The following is an 18036-nucleotide window of genomic DNA, read 5'->3' as shown; positions in this document are numbered from 1 at the left end:
TTACTAAAAAAGCTGTGACATCATCTGTATTTGACTGCGAACGCCTTCTATTTACCCCTGCAACCCCCAAGCACGATGCCATTCCCGTAATTTTCGCCTTTCCCAATGAGTACACTGTGGGGATAACTAGCCTGGGTTATCAGGTAGTATGGGCGACTTTGGCTATGCGTGATGATTTGCAGGTAAGTCGCTTATTTACTGATATTCGGGAACAACTTCCTAGACATCCAGAATTATTAGGTTTTTCGATGTCTTGGGAATTAGATTATGTGAATATTTTTAATCTTTTGGAATCTTTAGAAATTCCCATTCGGGCTGATTCTCGCAATCAAAATTATCCTTTAGTTTTTGGTGGTGGACCAGTTTTGACGGCGAATCCTGAACCTTATGCCGAATTTTTCGATGTGATTTTATTGGGAGATGGTGAAAATCTGCTTGGCGATTTTATAGATACTTATAAAAAAGTCAGAAATGCTGATAGAGAAACTCAGTTAAAAACTTTAGCCCAAGTTCCGGGAATTTATATTCCTAGTTTATATGTAATAGAATATGTTACCCCAGATGGGGAAATAAAATCAATTAATCCGATTTCAGAGGAAATTCCCCCAATTATCCAAAAGCAAACTTATCGAGGCAATACTCTTTCTGCTTCTACTGTGGTGACAGAAAAAGCGGCTTGGGAAAATATTTATATGGTGGAAGTGGTGCGGAGTTGTCCCGAAATGTGCCGCTTTTGTTTAGCTAGTTATTTAACGTTGCCTTTTAGAACTGCGAGTTTGGAAAATTCTTTAATTCCTGGGATTGAACGGGGTTTAAAAGTTACAAGTCGGTTGGGTTTGTTAGGGGCTTCTGTTACTCAACATCCAGAATTTACAGAATTATTAGATTATATTAGTCAACCAAAATATGATGATGTGCGGTTGAGTGTGGCTTCTGTAAGAACCAATACAGTTACAGTTAAATTAGCCGAAACTTTGGCAAAACGAGATACAAGATCATTGACAATTGCGGTGGAAAGTGGTTCGGAAAAAGTTCGGAAAATTGTCAATAAAAAATTACATAATGATGAAATTATCCAAGCAGCTATCAATGCAAAAGCTGGTGGTTTATCTAGTTTAAAACTCTATGGAATGGTGGGAATTCCTGGGGAAGAAGCAGAAGATGTGGACGCAACTGTAAAAATGATGGAAGGCGTAAGAAAAGCTGCTCCTGGTTTGCGGTTAACACTGGGGTGTAGTACCTTTGTCCCCAAATCACACACACCATTTCAATGGTTTGGGGTAAATAAGCAAGCAGAAAAGCGGTTGCAATTGTTACAAAAGCAAATAAAACCTCAAGGTATGGAGTTTCGACCAGAAAGCTATAATTGGTCAATTATACAGGCTTTGTTGTCGAGAGGCGATCGCCGACTTTCTCCATTATTAGAATTAACCCGTGATTTTGGCGACTCTTTGGGAAGTTATAAACGGGCTTTTAAACAACTGAAAGGACAAATTCCCGACTTAGATTTTTATGTTCACAGCAATTGGTCAACTGAGCAAATTTTACCTTGGAATCACTTGCATGGACCCTTACCTCAGTCTACACTAATTAAGCATTTAGCAGAAGCTACCAACTTGGAATTAAATCATAAATAATGCACACAGATACAATATTCTACCAAATCTTCCTCACCTTCCATACTCTATTATTTGAACTACTGGGACAACCCACAGAAAATGCGGAAGGTTATGAGTTTACATCTGTAGAAGTCAAAGAAAAAGCCTTTCGATTTGATGGAATATTCATGCCAGATAGTGAAGAAAAACCCATCTATTTTGTCGAAGTCCAATTTCAAAACAAACCAGAGTTTTATTGGGAATTAATTACAGAGATAAATATTTATCTCAATCAATATAAACCAGAACAAGATTGGCAAGCGGTAGCCTTATTTGCTAAACGGAGTTTAGATGTAAAAAAATTAACTAATTATCAACAGGAATTAGTCAATAGTGGTCGAATCAAACGAATTTATTTAGATGAAATAGCATCAGGGTCAATAGGGATGGGATTAATTGAATTAATTGTCAGTAAAGAAAACCAATCACAGGAATTGGTAAAAACCTTAATGGCAAGAACCAAGACGGAAGTTAGCAATGATAGTGAAAGACAAGGTATTATAGAATTACTGGAAAGTGTTTTGATGTCAAAGTTTTCCCAATTAAGTCGTCAGGAGATAGAAGCGATGTTTTTAGTGAGTGATATTAAGCAAACAAGGGTATATCAAGAAGCCAAACAGGAGGGTGAACAAGAAGGTGAGAGAAGCTTACTGTTACGAATATTATCGAAGCGGGTTGGAAAATTGATTACTCGCCATATTGAAAGCATCAACAGCTTGACAATAGCACAGCTAGAAGACCTGGGAGAAGCATTATTAGATTTTGGAGATATTAACGACTTAGAACAATGGCTAAAATCCCACACAGAATCATAAATAATGCACACAGATACAATATTCTACCAAATCTTCCTCACCTTCCATACTCTATTATTTGAACTACTGGGACAACCCACAGAAAATGCGGAAGGTTATGAGTTTACATCTGTAGAAGTCAAAGAAAAAGCCTTTCGATTTGATGGAATATTCATGCCAGATAGTGAAGAAAAACCCATCTATTTTGTCGAAGTCCAATTTCAAAACAAACCAGAGTTTTATTGGGAATTAATTACAGAGATAAATATTTATCTCAATCAATATAAACCAGAACAAGACTGGCAGGCAGTAGCTTTATTTGCTAAACGTAGTTTAGATGTGGAAAGATTAACTAATTACCAACAAGAATTAGTCAATAGTGGTCGCATCAAACGAATTTATTTAGATGAAATACCATCAGGTTCAATAGGTGTAGGGTTAATTGAATTAATTGTCAGTAAAGAAAACCAATCACCACAATTAGTTCAAAACTTGATGGCAAGAACAAAAACAGAAGTTAGCAATGAGAGAGAAAGACAAGGTATTATAGAGTTATTGGAAACTGTCTTAGTGTCAAAGTTTTCCCAATTAAGCCGTCAGGAGATAGAAGCCATGTTTTTAGTAAGTGATATTAAGCAAACAAGGGTATATCAAGAAGCAAAGCAGGAAGGTGAACAAGAAGGTAGACAAGAAGGTAGACAAGAAGGTAGACAAGAAGGTAGACAAGAAGGTGAAAAAACCTTACTGCTGCGGCAGTTATCTAAGCGGTTTGGAAAATTGATTACTCGCCATATCGAAAGTATTAACAGCTTGACAATAGCACAGCTAGAAGACCTCGGAGAAGCATTATTAGATTTTGGAGATATTAACGACTTAGAACAATGGCTAAAATCCCACACAGAATCATAGGTTTAAGTAGGTGAACACAATAAAACCAATCTGTGTAAAGAAAAGTAAAATCGCCCAAACCCTCTTCACTCGTAACTGTTCACACTCCCCCCTTATCTTTAACGAGAGATCAAGGGTTTCGATAATTTTAGAGGGGGGAGTGAATAACTACCTTCACTCTTGCCTCTTGCCTTGCCATAACGACGATTTTCAATGCTAACCTACTTAGATAGTTATACAAATGACGCAAATTATTACTCAAGTAGACGCTTTCACTAATACTCCATTTAAAGGAAATCCTGCGGCTGTATGTGTTTTAGATAGTCCACAATCTGAAGCATGGATGCAAAATATCGCTCAGGAAATGAACTTATCAGAAACCGCTTTTTTAGTTAAACAAGATGATGGGTTTAATTTGCGCTGGTTTACTCCCACGGTAGAAGTTCCCCTGTGTGGACACGCTACCTTAGCCAGCGCTCATGTATTATGGTTACAAGGGCATTTATTACCAAATCAAGAGGCGCGTTTTTATACAAAAAGTGGTATACTAATAGCTAAACTAGAAAATGATTGGATTCAGTTAGATTTTCCGGTGAATCTCTCTCAATCTGTGGAATCACCTCCAGAATTAAGTCAAGTTTTAGGAGTAACTTGTAAATCTGTTGTCCAAAATTCTCTCGGCTATTTAGTAGAAGTAGAATCTGAGCAATTAGTCAGAGAAATGCAGCCGAATTTCCAGCAGATGAAAACCTTAACAAAGGCGGATATTATCGTTACTAGCATTGCTGATTCTGGTTCAGAATATGATTTTGTCTCCCGCTTTTTTGCCCCCATGTTAGGGATTGATGAAGATCCGGTAACAGGTGCAGCACATTGTTGTTTAGCACCTTTTTGGCGGGATAAATTGGGAAAAGATGAATTTTTGGCTTATCAAGCTTCCAATCGCGGTGGAGTGGTGAAAATGTACTATCCAGGAGCCAATCGCGTCTTTATATCTGGACAAGCTGTAACAGTAATGCAAGGACAATTAACTTTAGGTTAAGGATCGATCATGAGATATTAAATCATAATATCAGAATAAGATCAGATCCCCGGCTTCTTAGAGAAGTCGGGGATCTCAGGGGGGATTGCAGACAGGTATTAAGTTAATATTTGTAATTAAATTTTTATATTTAAGATGACACTTATCGGGCATTATTGACTGTAAACCTCCTTTAATGTAGGAAGTTGAGCAGTAAATACATTGGAGGTTCCATTTTTTATAGGTGATAATGTTAGTAATACATTCCTAAAGAGGGATGGCGATTTGATAAGAGTGTTAAAATTCAGAAAATAAAATCCCAGTATATCCTGAATTTTTACATAAAATTAACCCATACTAAAAACTCCAAAAATGACCACTAACCGTGCAACTAATAGAAATTTACTTCAAAAATCCGATTGGCCCGTTAAAGACTTACCAGGATTGAGTGCAGAAGATCAAGCTCAACTCAAAAATTGTGGCATTAATACCACAGAAGAACTAATCAAAAGAGGAAAAACTCCAGAAGAGAGAATAGTATTAGCAGGTAAATTACAGGTAAATATCCATTCTGTGAATAAATGGGTAGTTTTAGCAGGTTTAGCCCGTGTTCCCAGTGTAGGAACTCAGTATTGCGGTGTATTACTTCACTCTGGGGTTATTTCCATAGCCCAACTAGCCCAAACTCCTACTCACAGATTGCATAGACAAGTTATGCGCTTGCAAGTAGCGACATTGCATAACCGGGATTTGTGTCCAGCAGTTGAATTAGTACAACAGTGGAGTCATCAAGCGCAAGCAATGGGTAATTAGTCAGTTGTCAGTGGTGAGTGAGTAGTGGGTAGTGAATAGTAAAATTTTTGTCCATTCCCTTTTTTCTTCTTAACTGTCACCTGTCACCTGTCACCTATTCCTTTGCTAGGACACCGTTAAGAAAGATATCCGCTAACCCCTCCGCCATTTTTTGCATTTCTTGGGGGGAGGCGTTGGGGTCTATGAGGGTATGATCAGAGAAACCGGCGATCGCAAATAAACCTAAAAAAACTTTAGCTCCAAGTTTGGCATCCATCTGACGATAGATGCCTTTATCTATTGCAGTTTGAAAAAATGCTTCAGCAACATCTGTCATTTTATCAATAACTTCTGTTTGAATGCGATCGCGCAAATCTGGATGAAATTGCACTTCCATGAAGCAAACGCGCATAATATCGGCGTTTTTTTGTAAATTCCACATCCGTCGCTGCATAACTTGAGCGATCGCCTTATAGCTACCCATTTCGCTAAGTTCTGTCAGTAAATCTGTGAGAATATCCACCCAACCGCTAGTGGCCACTTCCACCAAAATTGCTTTTTTATTGGCAAAATGACGAAAGAGAGTTCCTTCAGCTACCCCTGCGGTTTGTGCTAAATCACGGGTTGTAGTTCCCTCGAACCCTTTGGCTGCAAATAACCGCTGTGCTGCTTGCAAAATACGTCCGCGCGTCTGCGTTTCTGATGATGGAGGAGAACTAAAAATCCGCATAGTAGTTATTTTGATATCTTTAAAACAAGATTCGTAGCCCTATTGTGCAACATCAAATGCTAAAAATACAAAAAGCTTAATAGAAGATAACTCTCTTTTTGTTAAGTAGTCTATTTCTCAAGTAATGTAAATTTACTTTAACTTTTGCTTATGCACCAGACAATTTTAAATTTCTTCATGGGTAACGTTAAAAATTCTCCATTCCGTCGGCTATTAGCCACCATTTTGGCGTTAATAGTATTTAGTGGGGGATGGATACCGGAAACAGCTTTAGCCCTGCAAAAATCCCAAAGTTCCATTCAACCTTACCTAGAACAAGTAATTAATCGTCTCACTGAATTTCGCCTGGATAATGGGCTAAAATTCATCGTTTTAGAAAGACATCAAGCCCCAGTAGTTTCCTTTCTCACCTATGCTGATGTCGGTGGCATTGATGAACCAGATGGACAAACAGGGGTAGCCCACTTTCTTGAACATCTAGCATTTAAAGGCACAAAGCGCATCGGCACTAAAGACTATCAAGCCGAAGCACCACTTTTAGCCAAGTTAGAAAATTTAGACAACCAAATCAAAACCGCAAAAACCAGCGAAAAAAAAGCTGAAATAGCCCAGTTAGAAACTGAATTTAAATCAGTAGAATCTCAAGCCCTGAAATTAGTTCAACAAAACGAAATGGGGCAAATAGTTGAACAAGCTGGAGGTGTGGGTTTAAATGCTAATACTTCTTCCGAAGCTACTCGCTATTTTTATAGCTTTCCATCGAATAAATTAGAACTATGGATGTCCTTGGAATCAGATCGGTTTTTAGATCCTGTATTTCGAGAATTCTATAAAGAAAAAGAAGTAATTTTGGAAGAAAGACGCTTACGAGTCGAAAATTCTCCTATCGGTCAGATGGTAGAAAAATTCATAGATGCGGCTTTCAAAGTTCATCCTTACCGCCGACCAGTAATTGGTTATGATCAAGATATTCGCAACTTAACACCAGAGAATGTTAAGAAGTTTTTTGATGCTTATTATGCTCCCAGTAATTTAACAATTGCGATTGTCGGCGATGTCAATCCCGCTGAAGTCAAAAAACTGGCACAAACTTATTTTGGACGTTATCAAGCTAAACCTAAACCCCAACAAAAACTACCCGTAGAACCCCAGCAAACCGCCACCAGGGAAGTTACTTTAGAATTAGCTACTCAACCTTGGTATTTAGAAGGTTATCATCGTCCGGCTGTTACTCATCCTGATAATGCAGTTTATGAAATAATTGGCAGTTTATTGAGTGACGGGAGAACATCAAGACTTTATAAGTCTTTAGTAGAAAAACAAAGTTTAGCTCTAAATGCTCAAGGTTCTAGTGGCTTTCCAGGAGATAAATATCCTAATCTGATCTTCTTTTATGCTCTCACGTCTCCAGGGAAAACAGTAGATGAAGTAGCGATCGCCTTACGCCAAGAAATTGATAAATTGAAAACTGAACCTGTATCTACGGTGGAATTGGCACGACTAAAAACCCAAGCCAGAGCCGGTTTATTACGCAGCCTTGATTCTAATTCCGGCATGGCAGCACAGTTGTTAGAATATGAAGTCAAAACCGGTTCTTGGCGCAATTTATTTCAGCAATTAGAGAAAATTGCCGCTGTCACTCCTGAAGATATTCAAAGAGTAGCCCAAGCCACATTCATACCAGAAAATCGCATAGTTGGCAAGTTGTTATCCAAACAACCAGGATAGTACCACAAGGCATAAGTCAAAAGTAATATTGAGCAAGATTTTTGGCGATTAAGAATAGTGGGTTTACTTGCGCCATGCTGTGCTAGAAATCCAAAATTCAAACAGGATTAAAGATTAATCCTGTCAATCCTTTAATCTTGATAGCGAAGCGCGGCGTTAGCCATAAATCCTGATCCAAATTTGAAGATAGATATGTTGAGGTTTGATTTGAAAAGCAAAAAATTCCATTTTTCTAAGGGACAAAGATTTGTTTTTACATTGGTGATTGTTGTTGCTTGTTTGCTCGTAAATTTGAATTTTTCTTGGGCAGCAACCACAGCAAAGCATTACAATGAATTACAATTTCCGCCAGTATCAGCAATTAAATTACCTAAGTATGAAAGGTATGTCCTAAAAAATGGTTTAGTAGTTTATTTGATGGAAGATCATGAACTACCATTGGTAAGTGGTACAGCACTAATCAGAACAGGTAGCCGTTGGGAACAAGCGGAAAAGGCAGGTTTAGCTTCTTTGGTGGGTTCTACATTGCGAAGTGGTGGCACTCAAAAACATTCCGCAGATGAATTAAATGAAATTCTAGAACAACGAGCTGCGTCTGTGGAAACAGATATGGGTGAAGCTGCTGGCAGTGCTAGTTTTGAAGCCTTGACTGAAGATGTAGACATGGTGTTTGGGCTATTTACTGAGGTACTTCGAGAACCGGCTTTTGCACAGGAAAAGTTGGATGTGGATAAAACTCAAATTCGCGGTAGTATTGCTCGACGCAATGATAATCCTAATAGTATTGCCAGTCGAGAGTTGAGAAAATTAATTTATGGGCAAGAAAGTCCTTATGCCCGGACAGTTGAATATGCAACTCTCGATAAAATTTCCCGTGATGATTTGCTGAAATTTTATCAACAGTATTTTCACCCCAATAAGATCATTTTAGGGATTGTGGGTGATTTTAATGCTCAAAAAATGCGATCGCTCATACAAGCCAAATTAGGTGACTGGGAACCAAATCCGCAAATTGCCAAAACCCCATTACCACAAGTCACCCAAGCTAACTTAGGTGGTGTATATTTCGTTAATCAACCTCAACTCACCCAAAGTAGCGTCTTACTTGGTCATTTAGGCGGAAAATTCGACAATCCCGATTATCCAGCCTTAGATGTCATGAATGGCGTTTTAAATAGTTTTGGCGGACGTTTATTTAATGAATTGCGATCGCGTCAAGGTTTAGCTTATTCTGTATATGGTATGTGGAGTCCCCGGTTTGACTATCCAGGAACATTCGTCGCTGGAGGACAAACCCGCACAGAAACCACAGTTCAGTTTATCAAATCCCTAGAAACAGAAATTAAACGGCTACAAACCGCAAATATCACAGTCCAAGAATTAAATAAAGCCAAAGACTCCACCTTAAACTCCTTTGTCTTCAACTTTCAAGATCCTAGCCAAACATTATCCAGATTAATGCGATACGAATATTATGGTTATCCCGCCGATTTCCTATTTCGTTATCAAAAAGCCATCACTACCACCACAACCGCAGACGTGAAACGAGTAGCGCAGAAATACCTAAAACCAGAAAATTTAGTGACTTTAGTAGTCGGAAACCAAGCTGCTATGAAACAACCCTTAAGCAATTTAGCCGCCAAAGTCACTACCATAGATATCACAATTCCTGGCACTCAACCAGCAGCTAAGAATTAATAGAATAGAATTTAATTTAGATCCCCGACTTCTTAAAGAAGTCGGGGATCTGGTTATTTTCGTTATTAATTTAAAATAGTTCTTCCTTGTCAATACTATGATAACACACTGAAAATTTTTTGTCAACACCATAAAATCACTTTTTTCCGGTTGGTGTTTTTGTGTTAGCCGGAGGGTAGGTTAGCTTGCACCTAACCCACCAACAACTGATTCCGCAAACCCTACGGACTTACTTGAGGATTTTTGGAGTTATTTTTTTCTTTCTCTAAAAACTCCTCAACTGCATGAACATCAGGCCAGACAGTTGCACCGTGTTCATAGTTATCAATCCCCACCTTATCAGCTTCAGGATTAACACGCAGCTTACCAATAGCATTGAGTCCAGTAAACATTAAAAAGGCAAAACCAATAGTGAAAACTGATACTGCGACTACGCCCAAAATCTGCACACCCAGCAAATCAAAACCACCACCTAATAAAAATCCAGCTTTTTTATTCAAAGTCAGTTCTGGTTGACCTAAAAAACCAACTGCAAGTGTACCCATCATGCCATTAATACCGTGAACAGAAAATGCTCCCGCAGGATCATCAATTTTGCATGATTCAATAATATCAATTCCTAAAACTACTAAAATTCCCCCAGTTAAACCAATCACAACCGCCGCCCAAGGTGCTATAAAAGCACAACCAGCGGTAATACCTACCAAACCTGCCAAAGAACCATTCAGACAATAGACTAAATCCCATTTACGTGAACGACTATATTGATAAAACAGCGCCGCTAAGGCCCCAGCACCAGCCCCCAGGGACGTATTCAGGGTGATTAAACCAATTAAGCCAGGATTACCAGTACCGAGGGTTGAACCGGGGTTAAAGCCATACCAGCCAAACCAGAGAATCATAGTTCCCAAAGCTGCCAAACCTAAGTTATGGGCTGGAGGAATCTGCCCCCAAGGAGTTCGTCCAGGGCGTGGACCAAGTAAAAAAGCACCAACTAAAGCTGTCCAACCACCAACGGTATGAACCACTGTACTACCAGCAAAATCATGAAAACCAATTTTCGATAACCAGCCACTGGAGTTCCATACCCAATGCACAATCACGGGATAGCTGAATGCAGCCATGACAGCACTGTAGATTAAATCACCGATAAAGTCTGTTCTCCCAGCCATTGCCCCAGTAGTAATTGTACTGGCAGTAGCCGCAAAAGCAAACTGAAAGAAGAACAAAGTATAAGCATTGAGTCCTGAAGCTATTCCTGGTACACCACCATTAGTAAAAGTACCGTTAACTGGTAATTGACTTAAGAAAAAAGTGTCTGTACCAATAAACCCACCAGCACTTGTACCAAAAGCGATGCCAAAGCCCACACCCCACCAGATGAGAATGGTGACAGCCGCATCAATAAAGTTTTCTAATAGGGCATTAACTACACCTCTTCGGCGCAGCAAACCTGCCTCTAACATGGAAAATCCAGTCTGCATGAAAAATACTAAAAAGCCTGTGAGTAGTACCCAGGTAGTATCAATGGAAATTTGTAATTGCTGAGTTGTGGCATTTAAGGATTCCAGTGTCACAGGATCTGCAGCTTGGACAACTGTGGGGGCAAAAATTGCCAAAACCATTGCACCTATAGCTAGTGCTAAAAGACGATATAAAGGACGAATACGTTTGTTCATGGTTATTGTTTTATTGCTGACCCAGTAATTCCCGATCTCTTGATGTTTGCTTAGTAAAATATATTTGATTAAAAAAATATTCTGTATTAGAGAGTACATTTTTTTGTGGTTATGTGAATTATTCACTCTGCAATAAGTACCGCGATAAAATTAATTATACATTGATGATTTACCAATTCTTCGCCAGTTAAGGATTTCAGCCCAGATTTTTGTGTAATTAATTTTGTTCAATTACTTAGTACATAAGATGACTTCACACCATACTATCAGTATTTACTATGGTTCAGGATTTATCATCACTATTAGACATCTCTAGAAAAGAATGTAGAGTCGAGAATCCCTACCGATGGAATGTCTCTACAAGGGTTCTAGGATACGCATATTTAATTTCTGGAGATGTCAATTGAACATCCTTCGCATATAAAAATCTGATATTTATTACGTAAAGATATACTTCTTTAAAAAATTAAAAAATTAGATCCCCGACTTCTCAAAGAAGTCGGGGATCTGAAAACCGCACCAACTAACACCAAATACGACCACGCCGGAAAGGTTTATCAGGTTCAGTTTGTTGGTCTTTATTACCGGAGGGGAAAGTTTGGGTAATCTCATAATCAATTTTAGATTTTAGATTTTGGAAATTGATTTCTCATTTCCTCGTTTTTCTCATTTCTTGTTTTCTCGTTCCCATACTCCGTAAGTAGTGAGACAGAATTAATTACACAATGTCATTGTGTTAGCGCAGCGTGGCGTTAGCCATATGGAACGAAGTGAAATGAAGCAATTCCAAGGGTTGTGATTGCTTCCCTTCGCTCGCAATGACTGTAAATATTTTTGTCCAATTACTTATGGGAATGAATTCTAGAAGGCTCTGCCTTCTATTAAAGCAGAGTCAGAGCCTCTGTAGTCGCATTCCCAGTCAGAGACTGGGAACGAGATAACGAGATATACGAATAAATAGTAGATGTAAGTTGGGTTAAGCAACAGCGCGACCCAACAAAATTAAATTACAAAATCACCAAAATGTTGGGTAACATCCCTCAACCTAACCGACACAATTTAAATAACATCCTGTAAATCCTTAAATCCTGGATATCCTGATTGGTGACAATTATCTAATTAGCAGCAGTTACCATCCAAACTAAAATTCCTAAAATGACATCAACAGGAGGAAGGGGATAATCTGTAAAATCAATTGTTACAGTTTGTTCCGTTAATTGTAGAAATCGCCAAACAGTACCATTAGTGACGCTACCATAAATTGTAGGAATAGATTTATTATTAATTTCATTAAATTTTTGAGCAGCAATCATTTCCGCAATGCACTGACCAATACCGGGATTTAAGTCTGATTTTTTAGCTTCCACAATCATAACGGCGGGTGCTTCAACTTCTAACTGTTCCGGTGAAAGACTGAGAACAAAATCACAGACTCCATTCAATCCTAAAGCCGAATCTACAGTAAAATCTGCACCAGAGAATAGACTAATTTTTCTTTGTAATATCTTACGGACTTCCAGTAAAACCGGACTAATGATTAACTCAGAACGTGCTTTTTCACTTCCTGTTGCTATAGCTAATGGTAAACTTTCCACTAAAAAATCAGTTAGGGTTGTACTAGCAGCTATTGGTTTGATTTCTGGCAGAAACTTTTGATCTTCAATGGTGTTTATGCCAAAGGTTTGCTTGACTTTTCTGAGGGTAAAATCACTGTATGACATAATGTAAATATTTCCAAGAATGATGTGAAATTAAAGTTTTTTGATCCCGAAAATGGACTGAGGGCAAGAAAGGTTTATCTTTTTACTATTGACGTGAGCGATCGCATTCCTGTAACTTTAGGTCAAGTTCGTTCTTGGTCTGTGGCAAAATCAGCCTAAATTAGAATCAGGATTTACAAAACAAGAGGGTCAACAGGATTTATTTTCACATCCTGTAAACCCTGATTCAGACTATCTAGATTTTATATCTGCGATCGCTCCCCTAGTCATCGCGGCGATCGCTTTATCGGTCGCTTTGGGTAGGTGATAATATTTACCACCTGCTGTTTTCGCCAATTCCTTGGCAAAGCCAGTTGATACAAACTTACTCTCCGTATCAATTACCAATAATTGCATCCCTGAAGCCCGAATTCTGGCTGCAATATCTAATAATTCGGCTTTGATATCCGGTTTTTCTCCTGGTTCTATGGTTTCACCTAAAGAACGAGCCAGAGGAATATTACCACGACCATCAGTAATTGCCACGATAACAACTTGACCGATATCTCCACCCATTTGGGCATTTATCCCCACCCGCACGGCTTGAGTTAACCCATGTGCGAGGGGTGAACCACCACCGCAGGGCAATCTTTCTAAGCGATTTTTGGCTAAAGCAATGGAACGGGTAGGAGGTAATAATACTTCCGCTTGTTCTCCTCGGAAGGGTATCAAAGAGATTTGATCCCGGTTTTGATAGGCTTCTGTTAAAAGCTGCATAACTGCACCTTTGGCAGATTGCATTCTATTTAAAGCCATTGAACCAGAAGCATCCACAACAAACACCACCAAAGCACCAGCTTTTCTCACCAACCGTTTAGAACGAATATCTCCCTGTTCAACAATCACCTTTTTACCAGGTTGTCTAGCGCGGCGTGCTTTTTGATATGGGGCTGCGGCTCGCAATGTGGCATCTACGGCTATTCTCCGAGCTTTACCTTTGGGAATCATCGGTTTAATGTACCGTCCCCTATCGTCTGAGAAGATAATACTGCGACTTCCTGATTTACCTTGCCGTTGTGCCATTTGGGTAAAATAAAGCACTTCTGGATCGAGAATTACCCCTTCTGGGTCAAAGATAAACTCTTCGGGAATGTCTGGGGGTTCTTGCTGTTCTTGGTCTTCTTCTTTTTCCTCTTCCTGTTCTTCCTCTTGTTCTTCTTCTTGTTCCGATTCGTCTTGACTTTCTTGTGGTGGTGGGGGTGGTGGGGGTGGTTGGTCCGGGGGTGGTGTTTGTATTATAGTAGTCCTGGGAACTATCACCAATTCCACAGCCCGACGTAGATCTTCAGCGGTGACGGTGTTACGTCCTTCTAAGGCTGCTGCGGCTTTGGCTACGCGGACTGCAAATAGTTCTGCACGATGTCCTTCTACACCTCCGCGAATGGCTTCATTGACGAGATATGCAATTTGCTCTTGGGTAATGGTAACTTCTTTTAACCATTCCCGTGCCAGGATGATTTGGGTTTTGAGGGAGTCTATGTCTTCGCTGTATTGTTGGAGAAATTCTGAGGGAGATTTGGAATAGGCGATCGCTTGTTCAACTGCCTGTACTCTTTGATCTATACCCAGAACTCCGTCTGCTGATAAGGCGATCGCTATTCTATCAAGTAAATGTTCCCTGAGCGCCCCTTCTTCTGGGTTATAGGTGGCAATAAACAACGGTTTGCAGGGATGTTGAAAACTAATTCCTTCCCGTTCAATTTGATTCCGTCCGTCGGATAATACCGATAAAAGTTGGTTACTAATTTGGTCATCTAATAGGTTGATTTCATCCACATACAGCACACCTCGATTAGCTGTAGCCAGTAACCCCGGTTGAATAATTGTATCACCTTGTTTAACCGACTGTTCCACGTCCACAGAACCTAAAAGTCTGTCTTCCGTAATCCCCAGAGGAATTTGCAAAAAAGGTGCAGGGATAATTTCCGTTTCTATCTCTTGTCTTTGTTCAGCCAGAAGTTTATCATCCCATTCTTCGGGGTGATTGGGGTCACAGTTGCTAACAGAACCTTTCACAACTTCAATAGGTGGTAACAAAGCGTGAATAGCACGCGCCATCACGGATTTAGCCGTACCACGACGACCTGCAATTACCACACCCCCCAAAACGGGATCAACTGCTGTCAAAAGTAAGGCTATCTTAATGGCTTCTTGACCAACCACAGCAGCTAAGGGAAAAGCAGTCATTGTCGGGGTTAGAGTAGGCGATCGCATTGTTTCCTTAATAGTTATTATAGTTTTAGCATAGCAATTCCTGGCACATTTTGGATAGTTCACATTTACCAATAGATTCATAAGTGCCACTGTCAAGTTAAAAAATTTATTTACCTTGGGTAAAATGGAGCTACAGAAATAGTACAACAACTCACACCAGAAACCAAACCAGAAATTATCTACCCTGATAGTGATGGAAATCCCATGGCTGATAATACAGAACATTATGAATGGATAGTTAAAATTAAAGAAAATTTAGAAATATTATTTGCATCGAAAAATGATGTTTTCATCGCAGGTGATTTACTTTGGTATCCAGTTGAGGGAAGTGTAAAAACTCGTCAAGCACCTGATGTTATGGTGATTTTCGGTAGACCAAAAGGTAAAAGAGGTTCTTACAAACAATGGGAAGAAAATAATATTGCACCTCAAGTAGTATTTGAAATTCTATCTCCAGGAAATCGTAGTCAAGAAATGGCAAATAAACTCCTTTTTTATCAACGTCATGGCGTGGAAGAATACTATGTTTATAATCCAGACAAAATCGAATTAACAGGTTTTATTCTTGAACAAGCATGGCTAGAAGAGATTGAAGAAATCAATAATTGGGTAAGTCCCCGTTTAGGAATACGGTTTGAATTAACAGCAGATAATTTAGAAATTTATTATCCTGAAGGACGGAAGTTTCTCACATCTCTGGAATTAAATCAACGTGCAGAACAAGAACGTCAACGTGCAGAACAAGAACGTCAAATTATCAAACCTTATTAGCAAAGTTGCAAGCTAAAGGTATTGATATCAATACACTTTGAAAAAAGGAATAAGGGATTTATAATCAACACAGTAAGTAGGTGAACACAATAAAACCAAACTGTGTAAAGAAACGTAAAATCGCCCAAACCCTCTTCACTCTTGCCTCTTGCCTTTTGCCTTGCCATAACGACAATTTTCAACGCCAACCTACTTAGTACAACACGGCGTGAATAAACCAACGATTAAAAACTTAAAAAGCTCATTTCACAAGCTTTTTTAAGTTTTAAGTTTTAAGTTTTAAGTTTTAAGTTTTAAGTTTTAAGTTTTAAGTTTTAAGTTTTAATTCCGCCCTGCGGTACTAAGCTGATGTGCAGCTAAATTGTATAATGCTAATATTTTTAACTCTTGTGGAACAGGCATCTTGCCTGTTAAACTTATACAAACTAAATGCAGTACAGTTTAGCTAATGTCTATCAACCTCAACAGCTTGAGATTCAATTTTATTAACTTCTTCTCCGACTTGATAGGTAATTATTGCTTTTACTTGATCTTTTCCAGAATAGCCAGTTTTATTAGTTAAATGAATATCAATTACCGAATTTTCTAAAGGTTTTAATTCAATTTGTTTTGGCTGAAAACTAAAAGATTGTAATTTATGATCAGAAATATTACGAACTTCAATATTTTTAATGATCACCGTTTTATTTTTCAGATCATGATTTTCTAAACTGACAAATACAGTCGCAAAACCAATATCTCGATTCCTTTGGGGAGGAATACCTAAAGGTAGTAATTTATTCTCTTGAGATAATAAAGAAACCTTAATCATAACTTTCTTATTAACAGCTTTTGACTGTAAGTGTGAAGATGGTTGATAGTGAAAATCTGTAGGTAAATAATTACAAGAATTTACCATACCATCAAAACCGAATAAACTAAAAAGCAATAATAACGGTTTCAACCACATCACCTCCAATTATTCAAATCATTATTAAATCAGTAAACAGCAGTACAAACATTAATTAAGTAGCGAGACAGAATTAATTACACAATGTCATTGCGTTAGCGCAGCGTGGCGTTAGCCATATGGAACGAAGTGAAATCAAGCAATTCCAAGGGTTGTGATTGCTTCCCTTCGCTCGCAATGACTGTAAATATTTTTGTCCAATTACTTATTTATACTGCTTTCAACTATGCCTATGTATTAGACCATTGAAGAATCGCGCTCAAAGATAATAATTGAGACCAGGTTACATCAGCGTGGTAACTTCCCCAAGGGTTACGTAAGTGGAAAGTTCCATTAGTGGCATTATAGGCAGTAATGGTGTAAGCATGACCATCAACAACACCATAACCAGCACCATAGACAAAACCCGCTGTTAACACCTGATTAGAATTAACCAAATTAATCAGTTGGGTTTGAGTCATATTGCTGACAGATTGGGAAGTAGCACTTAATCCCGTTACCTGGCGAATTACTGTATCCATCCAACCACCTTCTATAGCTGCATAGGAGTTATTTTGAGTACCACTGTAAGTACGACTCCAACCAGATTCAGCTAATTGGGCATAGGCTTTTTCTGCTAAGGCTACCCAAAGTTCATTGCTAGTGGAAGTAACAGAGCCTCCACCCCAACCAGCATAAGCGGCATAGTTTCCATAGGTTGGTAAGTAGCGATCTACTGTGACATAATCAGCTACACCATTGTTATAAAAACGCACAGTGAAGGTATTATCACCATTGTCCGTAAACATATTCTGAATGTACTCAGGTTTTTCCTGGGCAATAGAAGCCAAAGTTGCTACATAATAGCAATCTCCCACCGCTCCTTGGTAAATATCATCAGCACTAGCACCATTTTGGAACAGAGAACCACTAGCATAACTATAGATATAACCTGTATCGGGGCGATCAGTACCTAAGAACCACTTACCAATCAGATTTTCCATTTGGGTATCACTACTACCGGCAAACAAGTTACCAAAACCGGAACGAGTGTTAGCTGCATCACTATTGGCAATCTTATTAGACAGGAGTTTCACAGAATCAGCCATAGTGAAGAGGGTAGAGTTACCAACAAGAGTCCGTAAGTCAGTTAATTCATTGGCATCAATCACACTACCATCTTTAGCATCACGGAAAATAGCAATCATGTCATTGCGACTCAAATTACCATCAGCAGCTAAAGAACTGGTTAAAGTGATAATTTGAGCATCTACTAGATTTTGAGTATACCAATCTGTCGGAATGGGTGTGGGAGTTGGAGTTGGTGTGGGAGTTGGAGTTGGTGTGGGAGTTGGAGTTGGTGTGGGAGTTGGAG

General features: G+C 38.9%; 14 protein-coding genes and 2 pseudogenes. 9 read left to right on the top strand and 7 right to left on the bottom strand.

Annotation, left to right across the window (positions count from 1 at the left end; translation table 11 throughout):
* The first annotated feature begins 14 nt into the window (after positions 1-14).
* From FJR37_RS08575 to FJR37_RS08555, 5 genes are all read left to right on the top strand, one after another.
* On the top strand, positions 15-1637 hold the full coding sequence (locus FJR37_RS08575) for a radical SAM protein (RefSeq protein WP_168465789.1): 1623 nt from the start codon (positions 15-17) through the stop codon (positions 1635-1637).
* Positions 1637-2473 carry an Rpn family recombination-promoting nuclease/putative transposase gene (locus tag FJR37_RS08570; RefSeq protein ID WP_168465788.1) on the top strand — a complete coding sequence of 279 codons (837 nt, stop codon included), beginning with the start codon at positions 1637-1639 and terminating at the stop codon, positions 2471-2473. Before FJR37_RS08575 ends, FJR37_RS08570 begins: the two co-directional genes overlap by 1 nt.
* Positions 2474-2476: 3 nt before the next feature.
* Positions 2477-3361: an Rpn family recombination-promoting nuclease/putative transposase gene (locus FJR37_RS08565; protein WP_168465787.1), complete on the top strand. Its 885-nt coding sequence runs from the start codon at positions 2477-2479 to the stop codon at positions 3359-3361.
* Between the two features lie 220 nt (positions 3362-3581).
* Positions 3582-4382, top strand: a complete 801-nt coding sequence (locus FJR37_RS08560; protein ID WP_168465786.1) for a PhzF family phenazine biosynthesis protein — start codon at positions 3582-3584, stop codon at positions 4380-4382.
* 351 nt (positions 4383-4733) lie between these two features.
* A complete protein-coding gene (locus FJR37_RS08555) occupies positions 4734-5174 on the top strand; it encodes a DUF4332 domain-containing protein (protein WP_039204813.1) in 441 nt (146 codons plus the stop codon).
* Between the two features lie 94 nt (positions 5175-5268).
* On the opposite strand, the gene FJR37_RS08550 is transcribed toward FJR37_RS08555, so the two are convergent.
* Positions 5269-5883, bottom strand: a complete 615-nt coding sequence (locus FJR37_RS08550; protein WP_168465785.1) for a TetR/AcrR family transcriptional regulator — start codon at positions 5881-5883, stop codon at positions 5269-5271.
* A gap of 150 nt (positions 5884-6033) precedes the next feature.
* Here FJR37_RS08550 and FJR37_RS08545 point away from each other — a divergent pair, with 150 nt between their 5' ends.
* Positions 6034-7611, top strand: a complete 1578-nt coding sequence (locus FJR37_RS08545) for a pitrilysin family protein (RefSeq protein WP_168465784.1) — start codon at positions 6034-6036, stop codon at positions 7609-7611.
* 192 nt (positions 7612-7803) lie between these two features.
* Positions 7804-9309: a pitrilysin family protein gene (locus FJR37_RS08540; RefSeq protein WP_168465783.1), complete on the top strand. Its 1506-nt coding sequence runs from the start codon at positions 7804-7806 to the stop codon at positions 9307-9309.
* Positions 9310-9530: 221 nt separating this feature from the next.
* Here FJR37_RS08540 and FJR37_RS08535 read toward each other — a convergent pair whose 3' ends face one another.
* The 3 genes from FJR37_RS08535 to FJR37_RS08525 all read right to left on the bottom strand — a co-directional run bounded on the left by FJR37_RS08535 (position 9531) and on the right by FJR37_RS08525 (position 12709).
* A complete protein-coding gene (locus FJR37_RS08535; protein ID WP_168465782.1) occupies positions 9531-10988 on the bottom strand; it encodes an ammonium transporter in 1458 nt (485 codons plus the stop codon).
* Between the two features lie 523 nt (positions 10989-11511).
* Complete coding sequence (locus tag FJR37_RS27410) at positions 11512-11595, bottom strand: cyanobactin biosynthesis PatC/TenC/TruC family protein (RefSeq protein WP_072033584.1); 84 nt, start codon at positions 11593-11595, stop codon at positions 11512-11514.
* A gap of 508 nt (positions 11596-12103) precedes the next feature.
* Positions 12104-12709, bottom strand: coding sequence for a hypothetical protein (locus FJR37_RS08525; RefSeq protein ID WP_027404927.1), 606 nt, complete (start codon positions 12707-12709; stop codon positions 12104-12106).
* Between the two features lie 21 nt (positions 12710-12730).
* Between FJR37_RS08525 and FJR37_RS08520 the strand changes: the two are divergent.
* Positions 12731-12868: pseudogene (locus FJR37_RS08520) on the top strand (hypothetical protein); the annotation flags it as partial.
* Between the two features lie 72 nt (positions 12869-12940).
* Here FJR37_RS08520 and bchD read toward each other — a convergent pair.
* Positions 12941-14962 (bottom strand): magnesium chelatase ATPase subunit D, encoded by a 2022-nt coding sequence (bchD, locus tag FJR37_RS08515; protein ID WP_039200580.1) that lies wholly within the window; start codon positions 14960-14962, stop codon positions 12941-12943.
* Positions 14963-15100: 138 nt separating this feature from the next.
* Between bchD and FJR37_RS08510 the strand changes: the two are divergent.
* Positions 15101-15774: pseudogene (locus FJR37_RS08510) on the top strand (Uma2 family endonuclease).
* A 404-nt stretch (positions 15775-16178) separates the two neighbouring features.
* On the opposite strand, the gene FJR37_RS08505 reads toward FJR37_RS08510, so the two are convergent.
* Together FJR37_RS08505 and FJR37_RS08500 are read right to left on the bottom strand one after the other, a co-directional pair.
* Entirely contained in the window at positions 16179-16682 is a 504-nt protein-coding gene (locus tag FJR37_RS08505; protein ID WP_254434542.1) for a hypothetical protein, read from the bottom strand.
* A 230-nt stretch (positions 16683-16912) separates the two neighbouring features.
* A partial coding sequence (locus FJR37_RS08500; RefSeq protein ID WP_168465781.1) for a C2 family cysteine protease occupies positions 16913-18036 on the bottom strand: 1124 nt, incomplete at its 5' end.

The organism is Aphanizomenon sp. UHCC 0183, assembly GCF_009712065.1.
Classification (GTDB): domain Bacteria; phylum Cyanobacteriota; class Cyanobacteriia; order Cyanobacteriales; family Nostocaceae; genus Dolichospermum; species Dolichospermum heterosporum.
Note: the sequence above shows the minus strand (reverse complement) of the source record. Positions and strands in the feature narration are given on the sequence as shown.

What these genes read in the sequence shown, in the direction of transcription:
- FJR37_RS08545 (WP_168465784.1), top strand. Translation starts at nt 6,034, where the DNA reads ATGCACCAGACAATTTTAAATTTCTTCATGGGTAACGTTAAAAATTCT.
- FJR37_RS08505 (WP_254434542.1), bottom strand. Translation starts at nt 16,682, where the DNA reads ATGTGGTTGAAACCGTTATTATTGCTTTTTAGTTTATTCGGTTTTGAT.
- FJR37_RS08525 (WP_027404927.1), bottom strand. Translation starts at nt 12,709, where the DNA reads ATGTCATACAGTGATTTTACCCTCAGAAAAGTCAAGCAAACCTTTGGC.
- FJR37_RS08540 (WP_168465783.1), top strand. Translation starts at nt 7,804, where the DNA reads ATGTTGAGGTTTGATTTGAAAAGCAAAAAATTCCATTTTTCTAAGGGA.
- FJR37_RS08570 (WP_168465788.1), top strand. Translation starts at nt 1,637, where the DNA reads ATGCACACAGATACAATATTCTACCAAATCTTCCTCACCTTCCATACT.
- FJR37_RS08560 (WP_168465786.1), top strand. Translation starts at nt 3,582, where the DNA reads ATGACGCAAATTATTACTCAAGTAGACGCTTTCACTAATACTCCATTT.
- FJR37_RS08565 (WP_168465787.1), top strand. Translation starts at nt 2,477, where the DNA reads ATGCACACAGATACAATATTCTACCAAATCTTCCTCACCTTCCATACT.
- FJR37_RS08550 (WP_168465785.1), bottom strand. Translation starts at nt 5,883, where the DNA reads ATGCGGATTTTTAGTTCTCCTCCATCATCAGAAACGCAGACGCGCGGA.
- bchD (WP_039200580.1), bottom strand. Translation starts at nt 14,962, where the DNA reads ATGCGATCGCCTACTCTAACCCCGACAATGACTGCTTTTCCCTTAGCT.
- FJR37_RS08535 (WP_168465782.1), bottom strand. Translation starts at nt 10,988, where the DNA reads ATGAACAAACGTATTCGTCCTTTATATCGTCTTTTAGCACTAGCTATA.
- FJR37_RS08555 (WP_039204813.1), top strand. Translation starts at nt 4,734, where the DNA reads ATGACCACTAACCGTGCAACTAATAGAAATTTACTTCAAAAATCCGAT.